General features: G+C 68.3%; 19 protein-coding genes. 5 read left to right on the forward strand and 14 right to left on the reverse strand.

The window, feature by feature from the left end:
* The 14 genes from pstC to rsmI all read right to left on the reverse strand — a co-directional run bounded on the left by pstC (nt 1) and on the right by rsmI (nt 14,618).
* Nucleotides 1-1,041, reverse strand: a complete 1,041-nt coding sequence (gene pstC, locus E3O60_RS16460; RefSeq protein ID WP_088456742.1) for a phosphate ABC transporter permease subunit PstC — start codon at nt 1,039-1,041, stop codon at nt 1-3.
* 164 nt (nt 1,042-1,205) lie between these two features.
* Entirely contained in the window at nt 1,206-2,249 is a 1,044-nt protein-coding gene (locus E3O60_RS19170) for a PASTA domain-containing protein (protein ID WP_370448670.1), read from the reverse strand.
* Between the two features lie 41 nt (nt 2,250-2,290).
* Nucleotides 2,291-3,007: a protein kinase gene (locus E3O60_RS18930; protein ID WP_241993292.1), complete on the reverse strand. Its 717-nt coding sequence runs from the start codon at nt 3,005-3,007 to the stop codon at nt 2,291-2,293.
* Nucleotides 3,004-3,822, reverse strand: a complete 819-nt coding sequence (locus E3O60_RS18565; protein WP_166789009.1) for a lytic transglycosylase domain-containing protein — start codon at nt 3,820-3,822, stop codon at nt 3,004-3,006. The genes E3O60_RS18930 and E3O60_RS18565 overlap by 4 nt, the downstream gene beginning before the upstream one ends.
* Nucleotides 3,819-4,373: a hypothetical protein gene (locus E3O60_RS16475; protein ID WP_134409338.1), complete on the reverse strand. Its 555-nt coding sequence runs from the start codon at nt 4,371-4,373 to the stop codon at nt 3,819-3,821. The genes E3O60_RS18565 and E3O60_RS16475 overlap by 4 nt, the downstream gene beginning before the upstream one ends.
* A 169-nt stretch (nt 4,374-4,542) precedes the next feature.
* Nucleotides 4,543-5,202, reverse strand: a complete 660-nt coding sequence (locus E3O60_RS16480) for a methionine ABC transporter permease (protein WP_088456745.1) — start codon at nt 5,200-5,202, stop codon at nt 4,543-4,545.
* A gap of 2 nt (nt 5,203-5,204) precedes the next feature.
* Nucleotides 5,205-6,245 carry a methionine ABC transporter ATP-binding protein gene (locus E3O60_RS16485; protein WP_088456746.1) on the reverse strand — a complete coding sequence of 347 codons (1,041 nt, stop codon included), beginning with the start codon at nt 6,243-6,245 and terminating at the stop codon, nt 5,205-5,207.
* Nucleotides 6,246-6,315: 70 nt separating this feature from the next.
* Complete coding sequence (locus tag E3O60_RS16490) at nt 6,316-7,206, reverse strand: MetQ/NlpA family ABC transporter substrate-binding protein (RefSeq protein WP_370028148.1); 891 nt, start codon at nt 7,204-7,206, stop codon at nt 6,316-6,318.
* Nucleotides 7,207-7,475: 269 nt separating this feature from the next.
* Complete coding sequence (locus tag E3O60_RS16495) at nt 7,476-9,281, reverse strand: ABC-F family ATP-binding cassette domain-containing protein (protein ID WP_103429582.1); 1,806 nt, start codon at nt 9,279-9,281, stop codon at nt 7,476-7,478.
* Nucleotides 9,282-9,331: 50 nt separating this feature from the next.
* Complete coding sequence (locus tag E3O60_RS16500) at nt 9,332-10,267, reverse strand: 4-(cytidine 5'-diphospho)-2-C-methyl-D-erythritol kinase (RefSeq protein WP_134498662.1); 936 nt, start codon at nt 10,265-10,267, stop codon at nt 9,332-9,334.
* Between the two features lie 9 nt (nt 10,268-10,276).
* Nucleotides 10,277-11,155 carry a 16S rRNA (adenine(1518)-N(6)/adenine(1519)-N(6))-dimethyltransferase RsmA gene (gene rsmA, locus E3O60_RS16505; RefSeq protein WP_134498664.1) on the reverse strand — a complete coding sequence of 293 codons (879 nt, stop codon included), beginning with the start codon at nt 11,153-11,155 and terminating at the stop codon, nt 10,277-10,279.
* Nucleotides 11,152-12,108, reverse strand: a complete 957-nt coding sequence (locus E3O60_RS16510) for a TatD family hydrolase (RefSeq protein ID WP_134498665.1) — start codon at nt 12,106-12,108, stop codon at nt 11,152-11,154. Before E3O60_RS16510 ends, rsmA begins: the two co-directional genes overlap by 4 nt.
* Complete coding sequence (metG, locus tag E3O60_RS16515; RefSeq protein ID WP_134498667.1) at nt 12,101-13,663, reverse strand: methionine--tRNA ligase; 1,563 nt, start codon at nt 13,661-13,663, stop codon at nt 12,101-12,103. The genes E3O60_RS16510 and metG overlap by 8 nt, the downstream gene beginning before the upstream one ends.
* Before the next feature lie 79 nt (nt 13,664-13,742).
* Nucleotides 13,743-14,618: a 16S rRNA (cytidine(1402)-2'-O)-methyltransferase gene (gene rsmI / locus E3O60_RS16520; protein ID WP_103461613.1), complete on the reverse strand. Its 876-nt coding sequence runs from the start codon at nt 14,616-14,618 to the stop codon at nt 13,743-13,745.
* Nucleotides 14,619-14,649: 31 nt separating this feature from the next.
* On the opposite strand from rsmI, the gene E3O60_RS16525 reads away from it, so the two are divergent.
* From E3O60_RS16525 to E3O60_RS16545, 5 genes are all read left to right on the forward strand, one after another.
* Nucleotides 14,650-16,212: a dolichyl-phosphate-mannose--protein mannosyltransferase gene (locus tag E3O60_RS16525; RefSeq protein ID WP_241993293.1), complete on the forward strand. Its 1,563-nt coding sequence runs from the start codon at nt 14,650-14,652 to the stop codon at nt 16,210-16,212.
* 190 nt (nt 16,213-16,402) lie between these two features.
* Nucleotides 16,403-17,503, forward strand: coding sequence for an acyl-CoA desaturase (locus tag E3O60_RS16530; RefSeq protein ID WP_134498671.1), 1,101 nt, complete (start codon nt 16,403-16,405; stop codon nt 17,501-17,503).
* Between the two features lie 90 nt (nt 17,504-17,593).
* Nucleotides 17,594-18,574, forward strand: coding sequence for a YeiH family protein (locus E3O60_RS16535; protein WP_241993294.1), 981 nt, complete (start codon nt 17,594-17,596; stop codon nt 18,572-18,574).
* Nucleotides 18,575-18,666: 92 nt separating this feature from the next.
* On the forward strand, nt 18,667-19,965 hold the full coding sequence (locus tag E3O60_RS16540) for an O-acetylhomoserine aminocarboxypropyltransferase/cysteine synthase family protein (protein ID WP_134498675.1): 1,299 nt from the start codon (nt 18,667-18,669) through the stop codon (nt 19,963-19,965).
* Nucleotides 19,962-20,525 carry a CoA-binding protein gene (locus tag E3O60_RS16545; protein WP_088456757.1) on the forward strand — a complete coding sequence of 188 codons (564 nt, stop codon included), beginning with the start codon at nt 19,962-19,964 and terminating at the stop codon, nt 20,523-20,525. The genes E3O60_RS16540 and E3O60_RS16545 overlap by 4 nt, the downstream gene beginning before the upstream one ends.
* The last annotated feature ends 14 nt before the right edge of the window (nt 20,526-20,539 follow it).

A 20,539-nucleotide genomic window follows, 5' to 3' on the forward strand; every position in this document is an offset into this window, starting at 1 on the left:
TCAGTCGCTCTCTGCCCCTGAGCGGGACCTGGCCACAATGGAGGAGGCTGTGAAGTTGATGACCAGGGTCAGCAGGAACAGCACCAGACCGGCCGCCATCAGCGCGGAGAGGCCGAACGCGCTCGATTCGCCGTAGCGCAGGGCGATGAGCGCCGACACCGAATTGCTACCGGTCTTGAGCAGCTGCCAGTTGATGGTGAAGATCGGCGAGATGATCATGTAGACGGCGATGGTCTCGCCCAGGGCCCGGCCGAGGCCGAGCATGGTGCCGCCGATGATTCCGCCGCGTCCGAAGGGAAGAACGACGGCCTGGATCATGCCCCAGCGGGTCGACCCGAGGGCGAACGCCGCCTCGCGTTCCCCGATCGGGGCCTGGGAGAAGGCCTCGCGCATGACCGAAGTCTGGGTGGGCACCACCATCAGCCCGACGACGATGCCGGCGATGAACGCCGAGGAGGTGAAGGCGCTGGCGTCGGTGAGGGCATCGCCGGACGCATCCGAGACCCTGAAGAACGGGATCCAGCCGAAGTAGGTCGAGATCCAGCTGGCCACCGGGATGACGTTGGCTTGCAGGAAGAAGACTCCCCAGAGCCCGAAGACCACGCTCGGCACGGCGGCCATCAGGTCGACGAGGGTGACCAGGGTGGACCGCAACCGGCCCTGGGCGACCTCGGAGATGAGCAGCGCGGTGCCCAGCGCGAGCGGCACCGCGACACACATGGCGATGAGGGCGATCGTGATGGTGCCGAAGAGCACAGAGGCGATGCCGAAGGACTGGGACTCCGGTGACCATTCCTGTTCGGTGAGGAACGAGAAGCCCGCGACGCCGAGGGCGTCAGAGGCCCGGATCGAGAGGAAGACCCCCACGGCGAGCATGATCGCGACGGTGATGCCACCGGCGGCGAACGCCACCGAACGAAACACGGAGTCCGACACCGACGGCCGGGACACCAGCGTGCGCCGACGTTCCTTCTCGAAGGGGAACGCTTCGGTGTCCGGCGCGGGGCGCGCAGACAGAGAAGCATTGATCGTGCGTGGCATGGGTGTCCTCGGGAGCGACAGGGGGGAAAACGTGGGCAGGGCCGTGCGGACCGGGTAAGCGGCCGCACGTCCGAAACATATGTTTGGGTTGCCGGGTGAATTCGCGGAGTCGGTTTCGCTACCGAGCCATGGACACGGTGTGTTGACTTGGCGCCGGTCGACGCTCAGGGCGACGGAGCCGGCGGTGCGCTGTCCGTGGGCGTGTTGCTCGGGCCCGGCGACGACGACGGCGTGGGCGTCGGATGGACCGGGGCCGCGGCGGCCACGGTGATCGTCACGCTCGTTCCGAGGCGCAGCACCGCTGCCGTGTCCGGATGGCTCGCGAGCACCGTGCCAGGCACCGTATCCCCGTCGACGCGGGTCTCGACGACGGCGACGAATCCCGCGTTCTGCAGCGCAGCCACAGCCTCAGCCGAGGCAAGCCCGACGGTGGCGGGAACGCTGTTCGAGCCGGACGCCACCACCAGGTTGACGGTGTCCCCCGCGTTCAGCCACGACCCTGGCCCCGGCTCAAGGGCGAGAACGGTGTCGCCGGTCCGTACCGAATCCGCCGGTGTCAGGCTGCCCAGACGGAGACCGGCGGCCTCGAGGGCAGCGCGGGCCTCGCCGAGCGGCATGATGGTGAGCTCGGGCACCTGGACCGATGGGGATGGGGCATCGACCGGCGCTGGGGGTGCCGTCGACATGTCGGTGCTGACCTCCGCAGCGGTCGCCGATGGCGTGCTGCTCACGGCCACGAACGACCGGGCAGAACCGCCGGCGGCCGCCACCCAGCCTGCCGCGATCACCACCGTGACGAGCACCAGGGCGACCCAGCCGCCCGCCTTCCCTCCGCCCGGTCGCCGGGGTCCGGGCCGAGGCACGGCGGGCGATCCGGCCGCGGAACCGGTGACCGACCCGGCCGTCGCCCCACCCGGCGGACGTTGCGCGGTGCGCGGCAGCACGGTGGTGCGGCCGGGATCGATGACGGCGTGGGGCAGCCCGTCAACCAGGCGGTCGAACCGGCGAGTGCGGTCGTCGCCGAAACCGGTATCGGCTGGCGCGGGCGGTGTCAGGGCCAGAATGGCGTTCCGCATCTCAGCCGCGGAGGCGAACCTGTCCTCCCGGTGCTTGAGCAGCGCCCGCACCACGATCCGGTCGACGCCCCGAGGGATGCCGGCCCGTGCCACCGACGGAACCGGTGGCGGTGCGAGCGCGTGGGCGCGCATCACCGCGGCCACGGTGTCGCGGACATAGGGCGCCTCCCCGGTCAGCGCGAAGTACAACACCCCGCCCAGCTGGTAGAGGTCACCGCGCTCGTCGACGGGAACACCGGCGGCCTGCTCGGGTGAGAGGTAGTTGACACTGCCCAGCACGCCCACGGGCCGGTCCGCGTCGGCATCCGGATCGTGGCCGTCTGCCGGTTCGCTGCCCAGCACGTCCGACCCGACCGCCACCCGGCCGGCCGCATCCGCAGGCCGAAATCGAGCAGTCGTACGCCAGCTATATCGAGTCGGCCATCGCCGCCGGGTGCGATCATGATGTTCGCCGGTGATACGTCGCGGTGGATCAGCCCGGCGGCGTGGGCTGCGGCCAGCGCCTGCAGCACGGCTAGAGCGACCGTGAGGGCATCCGGGACCGGCAGCGGGCCGGTGCGTCCGACGTGCTCGGCGAGGCTCTCGCCCGGTGCGAGATCCAGGGCGATCCAGGCGAGCGGCTCGGCGGCATCGTCGTGCACGCCCACGTCGAGGACAGCCACGATGTTCGGGTGCCGGACCGAGGCCGCCGCACGGGCCTCCCGGAAAAACGCCTCCCGGAGCCTCGGGGAGCTGGACAACACCGGATGCAGGATCTTGAGCGCGATGGTGTCGCCGGAACGGGTGTCGACTGCGGCGAAAACCGACGCGGATCCGCCCGTGCCGAGCAGCGCGCCCAGCCTGTAGCGCTCGGAGATCAGGCCGGCGACCGGGCCGGACAGCCGGTTCACGGCATCCGCGCTGCGTAGCCGTTCGCCGCCACGGCGACGGAATCGACGTAGCTCTCGACGTGGTTGTACGAGTAGACGGCCGCCCGCCAGGCCGTCGCGGCCGAGAGGTCGCCCGAGTCGCAGAGGTACCGGCCGGTCGCCAGCGCGGCGTCGTCGATCTGTTGGGGGTCGGCGGTTCCGTCGCCATTGCCGTCCGCACCCCACCGGTCCCAAGTGGCCGGGATGAATTGGAGCGGGCCGACGGCACGGTCGAACTCGGTATTGGCGTCCCAGCGGCCGGCGTCGGTGTCGACGAAGACGTCGTAACCGGACCCATCCAGCAGCGGCCCGTAGATCCCCGGCGCCGCGACGCCGTCGGCGCCGATCGCTGAGCCGTCGTGGCTGCCGTGGTCGGATTCGATCGATCCCAGCGCCGCGAGGGTAGTCCAGCCCAGGCGACAGTCGGGCTGTTCGTTAGCCAGCCGCAGTGCTGCGCCCGCGTACCCGAGCAGAGCCCTGTGCGGGATGCCGGTGGCCGATGCCGCCGCCCTGGCCCAGTCCGCCGACACCAGGCCGGCAGCGGGGACTCCGACCAGGACGGAAGTGCCGACGGCCACGTTCTCCGGCTGGCTGACGGGTTCCGTTGGCGCCGGGGCAGGCAGCAATACTGCCGGCGCAGCTGCACTGCTCGACTCGACCGCACTGCTCGACCAAGCCGTCCTGGACGCCCCTGGACCTCCCACCGATTCCAGCAGGGCTCCCCCCACCAGCCAGGCCGTCAGGACCAGGAACAGGCCGAGGGGCACCCAGTCGGCCCAACGCCGGCGGGCGCTCACCAGACGCCGGTCAGTTCTGCGTCGCCACGGGGCCGGCGGGAACGGCGGGCTCCGGGCTCGACCATTCGCCGAGGATCAGCCGTCACCACTGCGCTGCGCAAGGCGGCCAGAGCGCCCGCGCAGGCATCCCGGCTGGCCGACGTCGTTCCGTACCACCGTCCACTCGTCATCACGGCGACGTCGTCGACGGTCACAACCCAGCCGTGGGTTCCGGATACCGGCCCGGTCACGGCGCGCATGGCCATCCGGTCGACCCCCAGCTGCAACACGAGCACGTGCGCCCGAGCCGTGGCGAAGGACGAATACACGGAGGAACTGCGCCCCAACTCCCGGCTGTTCGACGCGAGAAGACGCCAGATCCCGGAGTGTGCCGACCAGGACCCGTCGGTGGCCACCGTGCCGCGCGCGCCGCCGCGGCGTGGAACCGGCACGATGCGGGCAAGCCCGACCTCGCCCGATTGCAGGTGTTGCCTAAACGACAGCCAACCCTGCAATCGGGGGTCAGCGGCCGAGCTGAAGGCGCAAAAGATCACGCTGGCGCTCGTTGACACGCTGCTCCTCGAAACCCTGGATTGACTCGGTACGAGGACAAACCCAGCGGGTGTCGGTGATGACAACGCTGACGTGGCCGGCCTCAGCGAGAACATTCGTGGGACGAGGTGACCGTAACCGGTCAGTTGACTGAACGAGAGGTGTACGCTCCCTGACCGAACCCTGTGCCTATCGGCGCAGCGCCTTGCGGGCCAGTCGGTTGCCGAGGAACTGCACAACCTGCACGAAGATAACGATCAATAGCACCGCGGCCCAGGTGACGACGGGGTCGAACTGGCGCCAGCCGTAGAGCAACGCGAACGCACCCAGTCCGCCGCCGCCGACGTAGCCGGCTACCGCTGACATGTCCACGAGCGCGACGAAGATGAACGTGTAGCCCAGGATCAGCGGGCCCAGAGCCTCGGGCAGCAGCACCGTGAAGATGATCCGCACGGGGCCGGCGCCCACGCTGCGGGCCGCTTCGATCACACCGGGCGTCACGGTGAGCAGGTTCTGCTCCACGATGCGCGCCATCGCGAACATGGCCGCGAGGGCGATCGTGAAGATCATCGCGTTGTTGCCGATCCCGGTGCCCACCACGGCGCGGGTGAGCGGTTGCACGGCGGCCAGGAAGATGATGAACGGGATGGGCCTGATGGTGTTGACCAGAACGTTGAGCACGCCGAACACCATTCGGTTGGCCAGGATGCTGCCCGCCCGGGTGAGGTAGAGGCCGAGGCCCACGAGCAGGCCGCCGAACCCGCCCAGGAGCAGGGTGAGGCCCACGATGTACAGGGTCTCCCACGCGGCTACCCACAGCTGGGGCAGAAGATCGATGAGTCCGTCCATGGTCAGCGCACCTCGGTGACTGTCGTGAGCGCGCGCACCCTGTCGAGTGCGGCGTCGATGGTCGTGTCGTCGCCGGTCAGCGCGAGGGTGAGGTGCCCGAACGGGCGCCCCTGGATTTCGTTGATGCCACCGTAGACGACCTGGAAGGCGATACCGTCGCGGGACAGTTCGCCGAACACCTGGGTCTGGTCGACGGTGTCGCTGCGGAACGCGAGGGTCACGATGCGGCCGGTGTGCCTGGCGCGGAGCACCTCCAGCTCGGGCTTGGACGGCAGCCCCTTCACCACCGTTGAGACGAAACGAGCGGATGCGGCCTGCTGCGGGTTCGAGAACACGTCGAACACGTCGCCGCGTTCGATGATGCGACCCTGGTCCATCACGGCGACCTTGGTGGCCAGCGTCTGGATGACATCCATCTCGTGGGTGATGACGATGATGGTGACGCCGAACTCGCGGTTGACCCGCTTGAGCAGTTCGAGGACCTCGTGGGTGGTCTCGGGGTCGAGGGCGCTGGTGGCCTCATCGGCCAGCAGCAGCGCGGGCGATGAGGCGAGGGCACGGGCGATGCCCACCCGCTGCTTCTGTCCGCCGGAGAGCTGGTCGGGATAGGCGCCGGCCTTGTCGGCCAGTCCCACGAAGTCGAGCATCTCGGCGACCCGTTTGGTGCGCTCGGCCTTCTCTCGACCGGCCACCTCGAGCGGATACGCCACATTCCGGGCCACGGTGCGGGAGTTCAGCAGGTTGAACTGCTGGAAGATCATGCCGATACCCAACCGGACCGGCCGCAGTTCGCGTTCGGGCAGCTGGGCGACGTCCCGACCGTCGATGAGGATCTGGCCCGCGGTTGACCGCTCGAGCACATTCACCAAGCGCACCAGGGTGCTCTTGCCGGCACCCGAGTAGCCGATGATGCCGTAGACGTCGCCGGCGTCGATTCTGATGCTCACGTCGTCGATCGCCGTCACATCCGGGGCTCCCTTGACGGTGGCCGGGTACACCTTGCTGACGTTGCGCAATTCTACGAGTGGGGTTGAAACGGTCATGCAGATCCTTCGGTTGGAACGGGGAAAGGCCGGCCGCGCCTCACGGGGAGGGGCGACCGGCCGGGACTGCCTACTTCTGTGCTGCGGTGTCCTTCTCGACCGTGGCCAGGGCGGCCTGCAGGTCGGCGGGCGACGTGGTGGCCAGGACCGCGGAATTGCCGGAGACCTCGAGCAGGCCGTCGGTGACGGTCGTCGTGGTCTGGAACAGCTCGACGAGCTTGGCGTAGGTCTCGTTGTCCTTGTCGTCGGCGCGCACGGCGAACACGTTCACGTAGGGCAGTGCGGACTCGTCGGAGGGATCGTCCTTGACGAGGGCGTCCTCGAACTTGAGGCCGGCCTTCTCCACGAAGTCGTTGTTGATGATCGCGGCATCCACGTCGGGCAGCGACGTCGCGGTGAGGGACGGCTCGAGCGCGGTGACGGTGACGAGGGACTTCTCGGTGTCGACGTCGTCGAGGGTAGAGAAGATCGTGCCGCCGTCCTTGAGGGTCAGCAGGTCGGCGCTCTGCAGCACGAGCAGCGCGCGGGCCAGGTTGCTGGCGTCGTTGGGCACGGCAACGGTGTCGCCCTTGCCCAGGTCGGCCACGTCGGTGACCTTGGTGGAGTACAGGCCGAGCGGGTAAATGGCCGTCGCGCCGATGGGCGTGAGGTCTTCGCCGCTGGAGACGTTGTAATCGGCCAGGTAGACCAGGTGCTGGAACTGGTTCATATCGATGTCACCGTTGGTCAGCGCCGGGTTGGGCTGGTTGTAGTCGGCGAAGTCGACGACCTCTACGGTGATGCCCTCTTCGGCGGCGGCCTCGGTGTAGTCGGCCCAGTAGGGGTCGCTGGCCCCGACAACACCGATTTTCACGGTCTCGTCGTTGCCGCCGGCGCCACCGGCGCAGCCGGCGAGCAGGGTCACGCTGGCGCCGAGCGCCAGGGCTGCCAGGATGCTCTTCTTCGTTGTGATGTTTTTCACTCTGATGTTCTCCACGTTTCGTTCGCTGTGTGTGCGCCCGCGCACGACGATGCGTTCACAGGCACAGCGCAACCACGGAGTCTTCGCGTGGGGGTTCTGTGCCGCAGCGTCGGGTGGCACTCTTCTACGGTAGCCGCAGCTCGGTCGAGCCGTTGGCCGCTCGGACACGAAACGTCACAGGAACTTCGACGAAAGCCGCCCAGTCACAGAATCTGCGAGCCGGGCGGCGGGTCGAGCAACCGGGGGGTGCCGGTGGTGAGGCCGGTGACCTATTTTTCGAGCAGCACCGAGAGTTCCACCCACCGGGTTTCGAAGCCGGCGACGGCGTCTTCGGCCGCGGCAACCTCGGCCTGCAGTTTGCCCAGGCCCGTGTAGTCGCTCTGGTCGTGCGCGGCGAGGGCGTTATGGAGTTCCTTGATCTTGGCCTGCTGCTTGGCGACCTTGCGGTCGATGGAGGCGAGTTCCTTCTGGGCGTTGCGCAGCTCGGCGCCGCCGAGCGCCGGCTTACCGGAACCCTTGGCGGTGGCGGACGTCGGGGACGCCGCATCCGCCGTGAAGGAGCCGCCTGCGACCTGGCGCTTGCGCAGCTCGAGGTACTGGTCCACACCGCCTGGCAGGTGGTGGAAGCCGCCGTCGGAGACCGCGTACTGGTTGTCGGTGACGCGCTCGATCAAGTACCTGTCGTGCGAGACCACCAGCAGGGTGCCGGGGAAGGAGTCGAGCAGGTCTTCCATGGCCGCGAGCATGTCGGTGTCCAGGTCGTTGGTGGGCTCGTCGAGGATCAGCACGTTCGGCTCGTCCAACACGATCAGCAGCAGCTGCAGGCGACGCTTCTGGCCGCCGGAGAGGTCCTTGACCTGGGTGGAGAGCTGCGCGCTCATGAAGCCCATCCGCTCGAGCATCTGGCCGGGCGTGATCTCTTTGCCACCGGCCATGTACGAGGTGCGCTGGCGGGCGATGACGTCGCTGACCCTGTCATTGCGGATGTCATCTAGTTCGAACAGCTGCTGGGTGAGCACGGCGACCTTGATGGTCTTGCCGCGCTTGACCTTGCCACTGTCGGGCGTGAGGGTGCCGGCCACGAGGTTGAGCAGGGTCGACTTGCCGGCGCCGTTGACACCGAGGATGCCGGTGCGTTCACCCGGTGCGATCAGCCAGGTGATGTTGTTGAGCACCGTCTTCTCACCGAAGGTGACGGAGACATCGACGAGGTCGACGACATCCTTGCCGAGGCGCTGCATGGCCATCGACTGCATCGACACGGTGTCGCGGGGCGGCGGCTCGTTCTCGATCAGTTCGTTGGCGGCGTCGATGCGGAACTTGGGCTTGGCGGTGCGGGCGGGAGCGCCGCGGCGCAGCCAGGCCAGTTCCTTCTTCATCAGGTTCTGGCGTTTGCCCTCCATCACGGCGCTCATCCGGTCGCGCTCGACGCGCTGCAGGATGTAGGCGGCGTAGCCACCCTCGAACGGTTCGATCAGGCGGTCGTGCACCTCCCAGGTCATGTTGCAGACCTCGTCGAGGAACCACCTGTCGTGGGTGACGACCACGAGGCCGCCGGAGTTCTGGGCCCACCGGTTCTTGAGGTGGCCGGCCAGCCAGGCGATGCCTTCGACGTCGAGGTGGTTGGTGGGCTCATCGAGGAAGACCACGTCGTGGTCGCCGATGAGTACCTGGGCGAGGGCCACCCGGCGGCGCTGGCCACCGGAGAGGTCGTCGACGAGGGTGTCCCAGGGGATGTCGCGCACGAGGCCCGCGATCACGTCGCGCACCTTCGAGTCGCCCGCCCAGACGTGCTCGTCGATGCCGCCGACGATGGTGTGCCCCACGGTCTGGCCGTTGACGAGGTCGTCGGACTGGTCGAGGACGCCGATGGTGACGCCGCGTCGGCGGGTCACCCGGCCGGAATCCGGCTCCATGCGACCGGCGAGCAGGCGCAGGAGGGTGGACTTGCCGTCGCCATTACGGCCGACGATGCCAATGCGGTCACCCTCGTTCAGTCCGGCGGTGACGCTGTCGAAGATGACGCGGGTGGGAAATTCAAGGTGCAGGGACTCGGCCCCGAGCAAATGTGCCATAGGGTTCGAGCCTATCCCCCGCAGCTGAGCGCCAGTACCGCGCGGGCGGGCTAGGAGGTGAGGATTCGGGCGCCGTGCACGGGGCCGGTGGCGCGCACCACGTTCAGGCGGGCGGCGCTCAGCGCCACCGTCAGTTCGAGGCCGGCGTCCAGGTCAGGCACGAGGAACGCCACGGTGGGTCCTGACCCCGAGAGAATGCCGGCCAGCGCGCCGTTGGCCTCGCCGAGCTCGAGCACCCGGCCCAGACCCGGCGCCAGCTGCAGCGCCGGGGCCTGCAGGTCGTTGTGCAAGGTGTCGGCGAGCATGGCCGGGTCCCCCGCGCGCAGGGCCTGCAGCACGTCAGCATCCACGGTGGGCTGCTGTGAGGCGGGGAAGATGTCCTGGGCGTGCCGGGTGCGGTGCCGGTCGAGCTCGTTGTAGACCGAGGGTGTCGACATGCCGAACTCGGCCAGGGCGAGCACCCAGTGGAAGGTGCCCTTGGCCAGGGCGGGGCTGAGCTGGTCACCACGGCCGGTGCCGATGGCGGTGCCGCCGGTGAACGCGAACGGCACATCCGCGCCGAGGGTGGCCGCGATCTTCAGCAGCTCGTCGCGGCTCAGCTCGGTGCCCCAGAGCGTGTCGCAGGCGAGCAGCGTGGCCGCGGCATCCGCAGAGCCGCCGCCCATGCCGCCGGCGATGGGCACGTTCTTGTCGATTTCGAGGTGCACCCCGCCGGTGTAGCCGGTGGCCCTGGCCAACGCACGGGCGGCCTTGATCGCCAGGTTGCTGCCGTCCACGGTCAAATTCGACGTGTCGATGGTGCCGGTGAACTCGACGCTGAAGTCGTCGGAGGCCGAGGCACGCACGTCTTCGTAGAGGGAGACGGCCTGGAACGCCGTGGCGAGATCGTGGTAGCCGTCGTCCATCACGGCTCCCACTTTGAGGAAGACATTGATTTTGCCCGGTGCCCGCGCATGCACAACCGGTGAGGTCGCCGTGTTGGTCATGTTCCTAACCTAGGCCAGCCAGGCCCGGGCGATCGCCAGGAAGTCGTGGACGGTGAGCTGCTCGCCGCGCTCGGTGGGGTCGATGCCCGCCTTGCTGAGCACGTCCGTCGCCTGGGCCGAGTCGCCGAGCACGCCCGACAGCGACTGGCGCAGCATCTTGCGGCGCTGCTGGAATGCACCGTCGACCAGGGCAAACGTTGCCAGGCGCAGTTCCTCGGATTCGAGTTCCTCTGCACGACGTTCGAAGGCGATGAGGATCGAATCGACGTTGGGGACCGGCCAGAAGACCTGCCGGCTCACCTTGCCGGCGGTGCGGAACTGCCCGTACCAGGCGGCCTTGACGCTGGGACTGCCGTAGATCTTCGAGCCCGGCGCGGCGGCGAGGCGCTCGCCCACCTCGGCCTGCACCATCACCACGCCGGCACGGATGAAGGCGAAGTGCTCGAGCAGGTGCAGCAGCACCGGCACCGACACGTTGTAGGGCAGGTTCGCCACCAGGCGGGTGGGGTCGCCGGGCAGCTCGGCGATCTTCAGAGCGTCGGCACGGATGACGGTGAGCGCGGCGCCCGGCTGCATCAGCTGCACGGTCAGCGGCAGCTGCTCGGCGAGGCGGTCGTCGATCTCCACGGCCACGACGGCGGCGCCCACCTCGAGGATGCCCAGGGTGAGCGAGCCCAGGCCTGGACCCACCTCCACCACGGTTTCGCCGGGCTTCACGGCGGCGACCTTAACGATCCGCCGTACGGTGTTGCCGTCGATGACGAAGTTCTGGCCGAGCTTTTTGGTCGGGTTCACCCCGAGCATCTCGGCGAGGTCGCGGATCTCGGCCGGCCCGAGCAGGGTGGGCGCGGTCGGTTCTTTGGCTGAGTTGTGGGCAGAGTCGGTCATGCGAGGCCTCCGGCCGGGCTGATGCGGGGGTCTCGGGGGGTGTCGGTCAACACCACGGGTTCCGCGTCCCAGCGGCCGTAGACGAGTTCGGTGTTCGAGGTGATCTGGGCGGCGAGCACCGCGACATCCGTCTGCAGGTGCTCGGCCATGGCGCGCAGGGTGTGCGGCAGCAGGTAGGGCGCGTTGGGGCGACCGCGGTGCGGGGTGGGCGTGAGGTAGGGCGCGTCGGTTTCCACCAGCAGCAGGGCGCGAGGGGCGACGTCGAGTGCCTCCCGCAGCGTGGCGGCGTTTTTGAAGCTCACCGGTCCGGCGAACGACATGTACCAGCCTTGGTCGGCGCACAGCCGTGCCAGTTCGGCGTCGCCGGAGAAGCAATGGAAGACCGTGCGCTCGGGGGCTCCCACCCTCAGCAGGGTCGCGACGACCTCGTCGTGGGCGTCCCGGTCATGGATCTGCAGGGCGAGACCGTGTCGTTTGGCGATCTCGATGTGCGCCTCGAAAGACCGGAACTGGGCCGCCCGGCCGTCGGGGCCGGTGCGGTAGAAGTCCAGCCCGGTTTCGCCGATGGCGACCACCCTGGGGCGGGCGGCGAGCTCGTCGATCACCGCGAGGGCGTCGTCGAGGGTGCCGGCGGTCTCCAACTCCGGTGTGTCGTTGGGGTGGATGGCGACGGCGGCGAGCATCCGTGGTTCATGGGCCGCCATCTCGGCGGACCAGCGGGAGGTGGCCACGTCGGTGCCCACCTGGATGACGCCGCGGACGCCAACGCTGGAGGCCAGGTCCAGTTGCTCGGCCACCGAGAGCGGCGTGATTCCGTCTGAGATTTCGAGGTGGGTGTGGTTGTCGTAGACGCCAACGACCAGCGGCACCGGCGCCGGCGGGTAGACCAGGTCGCGGCCGGCGGTGGCCTCGCGCGAGCGGATGTGGGTGCTGTCGGCCGAACCGTTAGCCAACAGTGGCCTCGATGCGCGGGAACAGGGCGGCTAGCGGCGAGACGTGGCTGCCGCCGGTCCATTCCCAGGCCCGGTCGATCTGTGCGTCCTGCACGTCGCCGGTGCCGCCGAGGGCGGCCCATAGCGTCGCGGTGGCCTGCGGGGTCACCGGGGAGAGCAGCACGGCGAGGGTGCCGAGGCCGCGGACCACGGTGTGCAGCACGGTTTCGAGGCGTTCGCGGTCGTCAGGGTTCTTGGCCAGCGCCCACGGTTCCTGGGTGGTGATGTAGCCGTTGAGCTCGTCGACGAGCTCCCACACCGCGGCGAGGGCCTCGTGCAGGGCGAGCCTGTCGATGGCCGCGTCGGCGGTCTTGGTGACCCGAATTTCGGTGTCGCGGATGGCGGTATCCGCGTCACGCGGCGTACCGCCGGCCGGGATCTCGCCGTCGCAGTAGCGCACGACCATGGCGATGACGCGGGATGCCAGGTTGCCGAAGCCATTGGCGAGCTCGGACTGGTAACGCGCGGACAGGTCCTCCCACGAGAACGAGCCGTCCTGGCCGAAGCTGATGGCGCGCATGAAGTAGTACCGGAACGTGTCGGAGCCGAAGACGTCGGTGATCTGGTTCGGGGCGATGCCGGTGAGCTTGGACTTGCTCATCTTCTCGCCGCCGACGAGCAACCAGCCGTGACCGAAGACCTGGGTGGGCACCGGCAGCCCGGCGGCCAGCAGCATGGCGGGCCAGATGACGGCGTGGAAGCGCAGGATGTCCTTGCCGACGATGTGCGTGGCGGGCCAGAGCCGGCTGAACTTCTCATCGTCCTGGCCGTAGCCGGCGGCGGTGATGTAGTTGAGCAGGGCGTCGAACCAGACGTAGACGACGTGGCTGTCGTCCCACGGCACCTTGATGCCCCAGTCGAAGCTGGACCGCGAGATCGACAGGTCGCTCAGGCCCTGCTTGACGAAGGAGATGACCTCGTTGCGGGCCGATTCGGGCTGGATGAAGGTGGGGTTGGCCTCGTACATGGCCAACAGCTGGTCGGTGAAGGTGCTCATCCGGAAGAAGTAGTTCTTCTCGTGGAGCAGCTCGACGGGGATGGAGTGGATGGCGCAGACCTGCTGGCCGGTGTATTCGCCGGCGCCGGCCACGAGGTCGCCGGGCTGCTTGTACTCCTCACAGCCCACACAGTAGAAGCCCTCGTACTCGCCCGTGTAGATGTGGCCGGCGTCGAAGAGGTGCTGCAGGAACTTCTGCGCGTTCTCCTCGTGGCGGACGTCGGTGGTGCGGATGAAATCGTCGTTTCGGATATCGACGGTCTTCAGCAGCGGCTTCCACGCGGTCTCGACCAGCCGGTCGGCCCACTCCTTGGGGGTGACGCCGTTGGCGGTGGCGGTGCGCAGGATCTTCTGGCCGTGCTCGTCGGTGCCGGTGAGCAGCCAGGTGTCCTCCCCCCGCTGGCGGTGCCAGCGGGCAAGCACATCCGCGGCCACCTCCGTGTAGGCGTGCCCGATGTGCGGGACATCATTCACATAGAAAATAGGCGTGGTGATGTAAAAAGATGAGCCGTCGGACATGCTCATATCTTATGGGGGCCTGCGTAGGCGTCAGACCCTGTTACGCCGCGCGGCAGCTCGGCCCGGCTCAGCCCATTGCTCAGTCCAGCGGCAATTCGGGCTGCGGGGCGGCTTTCTGGCGCGGCGCGGCGGTCCCGGCGGCCTTGCCGGTGAGCGCGGCCTCGTACAGGTCGCGCTTGCCGAGCCCGGATGCGGCTGACACGTCGGCAGCTGCGTCCTTCAGGCGAGCCCCGGCCGCGACCAGCGCCAGAACCTCCTCGACGCCGGTGGCCAGGTCGAGCACCCGCGGCGTCGCCCCGGCGACGACGATGCAGATTTCGCCGCGGACGCCCGCCGCGGCCCACTCGGCCAGCTCGGCGGCGGTGCCCCGCTTGACCTCTTCGTAGAACTTGGTCAGCTCCCGGCAGACCACCACGCGGCGGTCGCCGCCGAGCGCGACGGCGAGGTCGGTGAGCGACGCGGCAAGCCGGTTGGGTGATTCGAAGAAGACCATGGTGCGGCGTTCGGTGGCCACCTCGCGCAGCGCCTGCATCCGCTCACCGTGTTTGCGGGGCAGGAAGCCCTCGAAGGTGAACCTGTCGGTGGGCAGGCCGGAGACGGCCAGCGCGGTGAGCACGGCCGACGGTCCGGGCAGCGCGGTGACGGTCACACCGGCGGCGATCGCGGCATCCACCAGGTGGAAGCCGGGGTCGGAGACCGTGGGCATGCCCGCGTCGCTGAGCACGAGCAGGTCGGTGTCGCGGGCGAGTTCGACGAGTTCGGCGGCCTTGCCCCGTTCGTTGTGGTCGTGCAGGGCGATCAGACGGGGCCGGTTCTCCACGCCGAGGGCCTTGAGCAGGTGCACCGTCACCCGGGTGTCCTCGGCGGCGATGACGGTGCTGGTACGCAGCGCCTCGATCAGGCGGGTCGAGGCGTCCCCGAGGTTTCCGATGGGCGTGGCAGCCAGAATGATCATGGTCCCAGTCTCGCAGCACAGTCACGCAGCAGTGGCTCACTACGATGGTCAGGTGCTCCTCACCCCCGTTGCGACCGCCCGTGTGACCGAGCGTTGGAGTGCCCTGTGGGGCAACCGGTGGGTTCGCCTGGCCGGGCCGGCACTGGTGGTTCTGCTGGCCGCGGGCTTACGGTTCTGGAACCTCGGCCACCCCGGCACCCTGGTGTTCGACGAGACCTTCTATGTGAAGGACGCCTGGAGCCTGTTCAACAACGGTTACGAGTCCACCTGGCCGGATGGCGCCGACGCCCTGTTCGCGGCGGGGCAGAGCAATATCTTCGGTACCGCCCCGTCGTTCGTGGTGCATCCGCCGCTCGGCAAATGGCTCATCGCCCTGGGGATGGCGGTCTTCGGCGCCGATAACCCGTTCGGTTGGCGGGTCGTCACGGCGCTGGTCGGGGTGCTCGCCGTCGTGCTGCTCATGCTCATCGCCCAGAAGCTGTTCGGCTCGGTGTTGCTGAGTACGATCGCCGGTTTCCTCTTCGCCATCGACGGCAACGCGATCGTGATGAGCCGGGTCGCCCTGCTCGACAACTACGTGATGTTCTTCGCCCTCCTCGGCTTCGGCGCGGTGCTGATGGACCGGGACCACCACCGGGCCAGGCTCGGGGCGTGGCTGAACGAGAAACGGGACAACGAGGTCGACCCCACCTGGGGCCCCACGCTCTGGTGGCGGCCGTGGGTGCTGGCCGCGGGCCTGGCCTTCGGGCTGGCCTGTTCGGTGAAGTGGTCTGGGGCCTATTTCCTGGCCGCCTTCGGCATCTACCTCGTGGTGGTCGACGCGCTCGCCCGCCGCCGGGCCGGGCTGCCGTTCTGGGCCAGCGGAGCGATCCTCAAGCAGGGGCCGGTGACCTTCCTGCTCCTGGTTCCCGTGGCGGCGCTGACCTTCCTGGTCTCCTGGACCGGCTGGTTCGTCACCCGCGGCGGCTACTACCGGGACTGGGCCGATCAGGCCGGACAAGCCTGGACCGGGGCTCTGGCCTGGGTTCCGCACAGCCTGCAGAGCTTCTGGCACTACCAATCGGCCGCCTACGGCTACCACGTTGGCCTGGTGACCCCGCATCCGTACCAGGCGAACCCGCTTACCTGGCTGCTGATGAGCCGGCCGACGAGCATGTACTACCAGGGCTCGTCCCTGGGCGAGAACGGCTGTGGTTATGCCACCTGCTCCGAGGCCATCACCGGCATCGCCAACCCGCTGATCTGGTGGGCGGCGACGGCCGCGATCCTCTATTTGGTCTACAGGTTGGTGCGGTACCGGGAGTGGCGCGTCGGCCTGATCCTGATGGGCATGGTCGCCGGTTACCTGCCCTGGCTGATGTACCTGAACCGCACGGTGTTCCAGTTCTATACGATCGCGTTCGAGCCGTACTTGATCCTCGGGCTGACCCTGGTGATCTCTCTGCTGATCAAGAATGGATCCGGTCGGGCGATCGTGGCGGTGTTCCTGGCCCTGGCCACGATAGTGAGCGCCTACTACTTCCCGCTCTGGACCGGTGCCCAGGTTCCGTTCGCTTTCTGGCAGGCGCACATCTGGCTGCCGAGCTGGCGCTGACCAGCATTAACGCTGTGATTGCAACACATTCCCAGCCTCGAACATATGCCAAAATTGGAATACATCCCCTGTTAAAGGCGTGTGAATTCACGCTATTTTCGGGTCTCGAACCCGTAGGATGGCCGTTATCTGCTTGACGAGTGATTGCTCTACAACCGACTGAGAAGTCCAGATACAAACCAAAGGCCTCATGTCGGAAGCATCTGCCGCACCCACGGTGCGTATTGTCCGCACCCGCAAGGGTGGCGACTCCCAGAACCCCACCACCGAGTACTCCTCCCTGCTGCACACCGTGCGGAATCTCGGCCTGCTCGGCCGCCGCACCGGCTTCTACTGGGGCGTCTTCGCCGCCCTGGTCCTGATCACCATCGGCCTCGGCGTCGGCTTCGTGCTGCTCGGCGACTCCTGGTACCAGCTGATCATCGCCGGCGTACTCGGCATCATCCTCACCCAGTTCGCGTTCCTCGCCCACGAGGCGTCGCACCGCCAGGTCTTCCAGTCCGGCCCCGCCAACGACAGGGCCGGCCGTGTCCTCGCCAACCTCTTCGTCGGCATCAGCTACGCCTGGTGGATGACCAAGCACAGCCGCCACCACGCCAACCCGAACGTGGTCGGCAAGGACCCCGACATCGACCCCGACTTCATTGTGTTCCGCGAGGAAGACGCCGCGAAGGTCAACTGGATCACCTCGTTCATGACCCGCAAGCAGGGGTACCTGTTCTTCCCGATGCTCACCCTCGAGGGCATCAACCTGCACATCCAGGGCTTCAAGACGGTCTTCGGCAAGGGCAAGGTCGACAAGCGTTGGCTCGAGATCAGCATGCTCACCAGCCGCATCGTGATCTACCTCGCCGTCATCTTCTACTTCCTGCCGCTGGGCATGGCGTTCGCCTTCGTCGGCGTGCAGATGGCCGTGTTCGGCGTCTACATGGGCGCCTCCTTCGCCCCCAACCACAAGGGCATGCCGCAGCTGCCACACGAGAGCAAGGTCGACTTCCTGCGCCGCCAGGTGCTCACGTCGCGCAACATCCGAGGCGGCACCCTCATGGACACCTTCATGGGCGGCCTGAACTACCAGGTCGAGCACCACCTGTTCCCGAACATGGCCCGCCCGCACCTGAAGAAGGCGCAGGAGATCACCAAGGAATATTGCCAGTCCAACAAGATCCTCTACACCGAGACCGGACTGTTCGAGTCCTACGGCATCGTGGTCGCCTACCTCAACAAGGTGGGCCTGGCCGCCCGTGACCCGTTCGACTGCCCGATGGTGCAGCGCTTCCACCACCGCTGACCCTCCTCTCGGACTGAGAGAGAAGCCCCGAGAATCCTCGATTCTTGGGGCTTTTCTCACGCTTCACGGGCGATGGGTAAAGTTGACCCAATGTGGATCTGGGGAGTGGGCGCGGCCGGGGTGGCCGCGCTAGTCGCGTGGGGCGTGCACGCCGCGCTTCCCGCGGTACCGCTGCTGACCGCGGCCGTGCTGCTCGGCATCGTGGTGGGGCAGCTGCCCGTGCTGCGTCCGGCGGTCACCGGGATGCTCGCGCCCGGCCTGACCCTGGCGTCCCACCGGCTGATGCGCCGGGGCGTGGTGTTGCTGGGCCTCAAGCTCAGCCTGGTCGACATCCTCGGTCTGGGCTGGGTCACCATCACCAGCACGGTCCTCATCGTGGTGCTCACCTTCTTCGGCACCCTGTGGCTCGGCCGCCGCGTCGGCCTACCCGGACACCAGCCGTTGCTCATCGCCACGGGCTTCGCCGTCTGCGGCGCGTCTGCGATCGGAGCGATGAGCGGCGTGGTCAAGGCCAAGGACCAGGAGACCGCCACCCCGGTGGCGTTGGTGACCCTGTGCGGCACCCTCGCGATCGGCGTGCTGCCGTTGCTCTGGCATCCGCTGGGCCTGACCGACCTCCAGTTCGGCCACTGGGTCGGCGCCGGTGTGCACGATGTGGGCCAGGTGGTCGCCACGGCGCAGATCGCCGGGTCGGCGGCCCTCGCCGTGGCCGTGGTCGTCAAGCTCACCCGGGTGCTGATGCTGGCGCCACTCGTGGCCGGCGTGGCGGTGTACGAGCGGCGGCGGGCGGGCACCGTCGATCGCACGGTCCGGCGGCCGCCGGTGGTTCCCCTGTTCGTCGCGGGGTTCCTGGCCATGGTGCTGGTGCGCACCTTCGTTCCGCTGCCCGCCACCGTGCTCGAGTCCATCGATCTGGTACAGACGGTGCTGCTGGCCATGGCGCTGTTCGGCCTGGGCACCGCGGTGCGCCTGTCCGAGCTCCTGCGCACCGGCGGCAAGGCCCTCGGCGTGGGCCTGGCCTCCTGGCTGCTGATCGCCCTGCTCGCTCTGGCCGCCGTCCTCATCAGCTGACGGTCGCTGCTGTGCAAGCCGGGCGGAGGTCATGTGGCGCACTGTTACGCCACTCCGCCCGCGGTCCCGCGCCGGGCCAGTAGCGTAACCGCATGGCAGATCGCGAGTACGGCTTCACCACCAGGGCAATCCACGCCGGGAACATCCCCGACGCAGTGACCGGGGCCCGGGCCCTGCCCATCTACCAGACCAGCGCGTTCGTGTTCGACGACACCGCGGATGCCGCGGCCCGGTTCGCGCTGCAGAAGTACGGCAACGTCTACTCCCGGCTGTCGAACCCCACCGTGGCGGCGTTCGAGGAGCGCATCGCGAGCCTCGAGGGGGGCCTGGGCGCCGTCGCCACGGCATCCGGCCTGGCCGCGCAGTACATCACCTTCGCCAGCCTGGCCGGGGCCGGCGACCACATCGTCTCCAGCGCCAACCTCTACGGCGGTTCGATCACCCAGCTCGACGTGACCCTGCGCCGCTTCGGCGTGGAGACCACCTTCGTGCAATCCGCCGACCCGGCCGACTACGCCGCCGCGATCACCGACAAGACCAAGCTGATCTTCGCCGAGACCGTCGCCAACCCGTCCGGTGAGGTCGCCGACATCGAGGGCCTCGCCGCGGTGGCGCACGCCGCCGGAATCCCGCTGATCATCGACTCCACCATCGCCACGCCGTACCTCTGCCGGCCCATCGAGTGGGGCGCCGACATCGTCATCCACTCCGCCACCAAGTTCCTCGGCGGCCACGGCACCACACTCGGCGGCGTGGTCGTGGAGAGCGGCCGGTTCAACTGGCACAGCGACAAGTTCCCGCTCTTCACCGAGCCGGTGTCCAGCTACGGCGGCCTGGAGTGGTCGGGCAACTTCGGTGAGTACGCCTTCCTCACCCGCCTCCGCGCCGAACAGCTGCGCGACATCGGGCCGGTTCTCGCGCCGCACTCCGCGTTCCTGCTCGCCCAGGGTGTCGAGACGCTGCCCTACCGGCTGCAGGCGCACGTGAACAACGCCCGCATCGTGGCCGAGTGGCTGGACGCCGACCCGCGCGTCGACTTCGTCAACTGGGCCGGGTTGCCCAGCCACCCGCACTACGAGCGCGGCCTCAAATACCTGCCCAAGGGCCCCGGCTCGGTATTCAGCTTCGGCGTCAAAGGCGGCCGCGACGCCGGTCGTACCTTCATCGAGTCCGTCGACCTGGCCAGCCACCTGGCCAACATCGGCGACGCCAAGACCCTCGTCATTCACCCGGCCTCCACCACCCACGCCCAGCTCAGCGAGCAGCAGCTCGCCGATGCCGGGGTTCTGGCCGGCCTGGTGCGCATCAGCGTGGGCATCGAGGATGTCGACGACATCATCTACGATCTCGACCAGGCGCTCAGCCAGGCCTCAGCGGGGGGACGCTCATGAGCACCGAGACAGTCCAGCTCACGAACGGTTTGAGCTGCAGCGTTCCCACAAATTCGCCGCTGGCCAAGCTGCTGCGCACCCAGCGCACCTGGGAGGGCCCGGACGCCAAGGCGCGCCTGGGCATCCTGCGGCGGGCACAGTCGATCGCCATCGTGGGTGCCTCCCCCAACCCGGCCCGGTCCAGCTACTTCGTGGGCACCTACCTGCAACAGTCGAGCGACTACAGGGTCTACTTCGTCAATCCGCGTGCCGACACCATCCTGGGCCAGAAGGCCTACCCCGACCTGGCGTCGCTGCCCGAGGTACCCGACATCGTCGATGTCTTCCGCAAGGCCGCCGACATCCCCGCCGTGATCGACGACGCCCTCGCCGTGGGCGCCACGACGGTGTGGGTGCAGCTGGGCATCTGGAACCAGGAGGCCGCGGAGTACGGCGAGGCGAAGGGGCTCACCATTGTGATGGACCGCTGCATCAAGATCGAGCACGCCCGCTTCCACGGCGGCCTGCACCTGCTCGGTTTCGACACCGGGCAGATCACGGCGCGCAAGACCATCAGGTAGCCGCCCGCGTACGA

Origin of the sequence: Cryobacterium sp. TMB1-7, assembly GCF_004402435.1 — a bacterium.
GTDB lineage: Bacteria > Actinomycetota > Actinomycetes > Actinomycetales > Microbacteriaceae > Cryobacterium > Cryobacterium zongtaii.

What these genes read in the sequence shown, in the direction of transcription:
- pstC (WP_088456742.1), bottom strand. Translation starts at nt 1,041, where the DNA reads ATGCCACGCACGATCAATGCTTCTCTGTCTGCGCGCCCCGCGCCGGAC.
- E3O60_RS19170 (WP_370448670.1), bottom strand. Translation starts at nt 2,249, where the DNA reads ATGCGCGCCCACGCGCTCGCACCGCCACCGGTTCCGTCGGTGGCACGG.
- E3O60_RS16480 (WP_088456745.1), bottom strand. Translation starts at nt 5,202, where the DNA reads ATGGACGGACTCATCGATCTTCTGCCCCAGCTGTGGGTAGCCGCGTGG.
- E3O60_RS16485 (WP_088456746.1), bottom strand. Translation starts at nt 6,245, where the DNA reads ATGACCGTTTCAACCCCACTCGTAGAATTGCGCAACGTCAGCAAGGTG.
- E3O60_RS16495 (WP_103429582.1), bottom strand. Translation starts at nt 9,281, where the DNA reads ATGGCACATTTGCTCGGGGCCGAGTCCCTGCACCTTGAATTTCCCACC.
- E3O60_RS16500 (WP_134498662.1), bottom strand. Translation starts at nt 10,267, where the DNA reads ATGACCAACACGGCGACCTCACCGGTTGTGCATGCGCGGGCACCGGGC.
- rsmA (WP_134498664.1), bottom strand. Translation starts at nt 11,155, where the DNA reads ATGACCGACTCTGCCCACAACTCAGCCAAAGAACCGACCGCGCCCACC.
- metG (WP_134498667.1), bottom strand. Translation starts at nt 13,663, where the DNA reads ATGTCCGACGGCTCATCTTTTTACATCACCACGCCTATTTTCTATGTG.
- rsmI (WP_103461613.1), bottom strand. Translation starts at nt 14,618, where the DNA reads ATGATCATTCTGGCTGCCACGCCCATCGGAAACCTCGGGGACGCCTCG.
- E3O60_RS16530 (WP_134498671.1), top strand. Translation starts at nt 16,403, where the DNA reads ATGTCGGAAGCATCTGCCGCACCCACGGTGCGTATTGTCCGCACCCGC.
- E3O60_RS16535 (WP_241993294.1), top strand. Translation starts at nt 17,594, where the DNA reads ATGTGGATCTGGGGAGTGGGCGCGGCCGGGGTGGCCGCGCTAGTCGCG.
- E3O60_RS16540 (WP_134498675.1), top strand. Translation starts at nt 18,667, where the DNA reads ATGGCAGATCGCGAGTACGGCTTCACCACCAGGGCAATCCACGCCGGG.
- E3O60_RS16545 (WP_088456757.1), top strand. Translation starts at nt 19,962, where the DNA reads ATGAGCACCGAGACAGTCCAGCTCACGAACGGTTTGAGCTGCAGCGTT.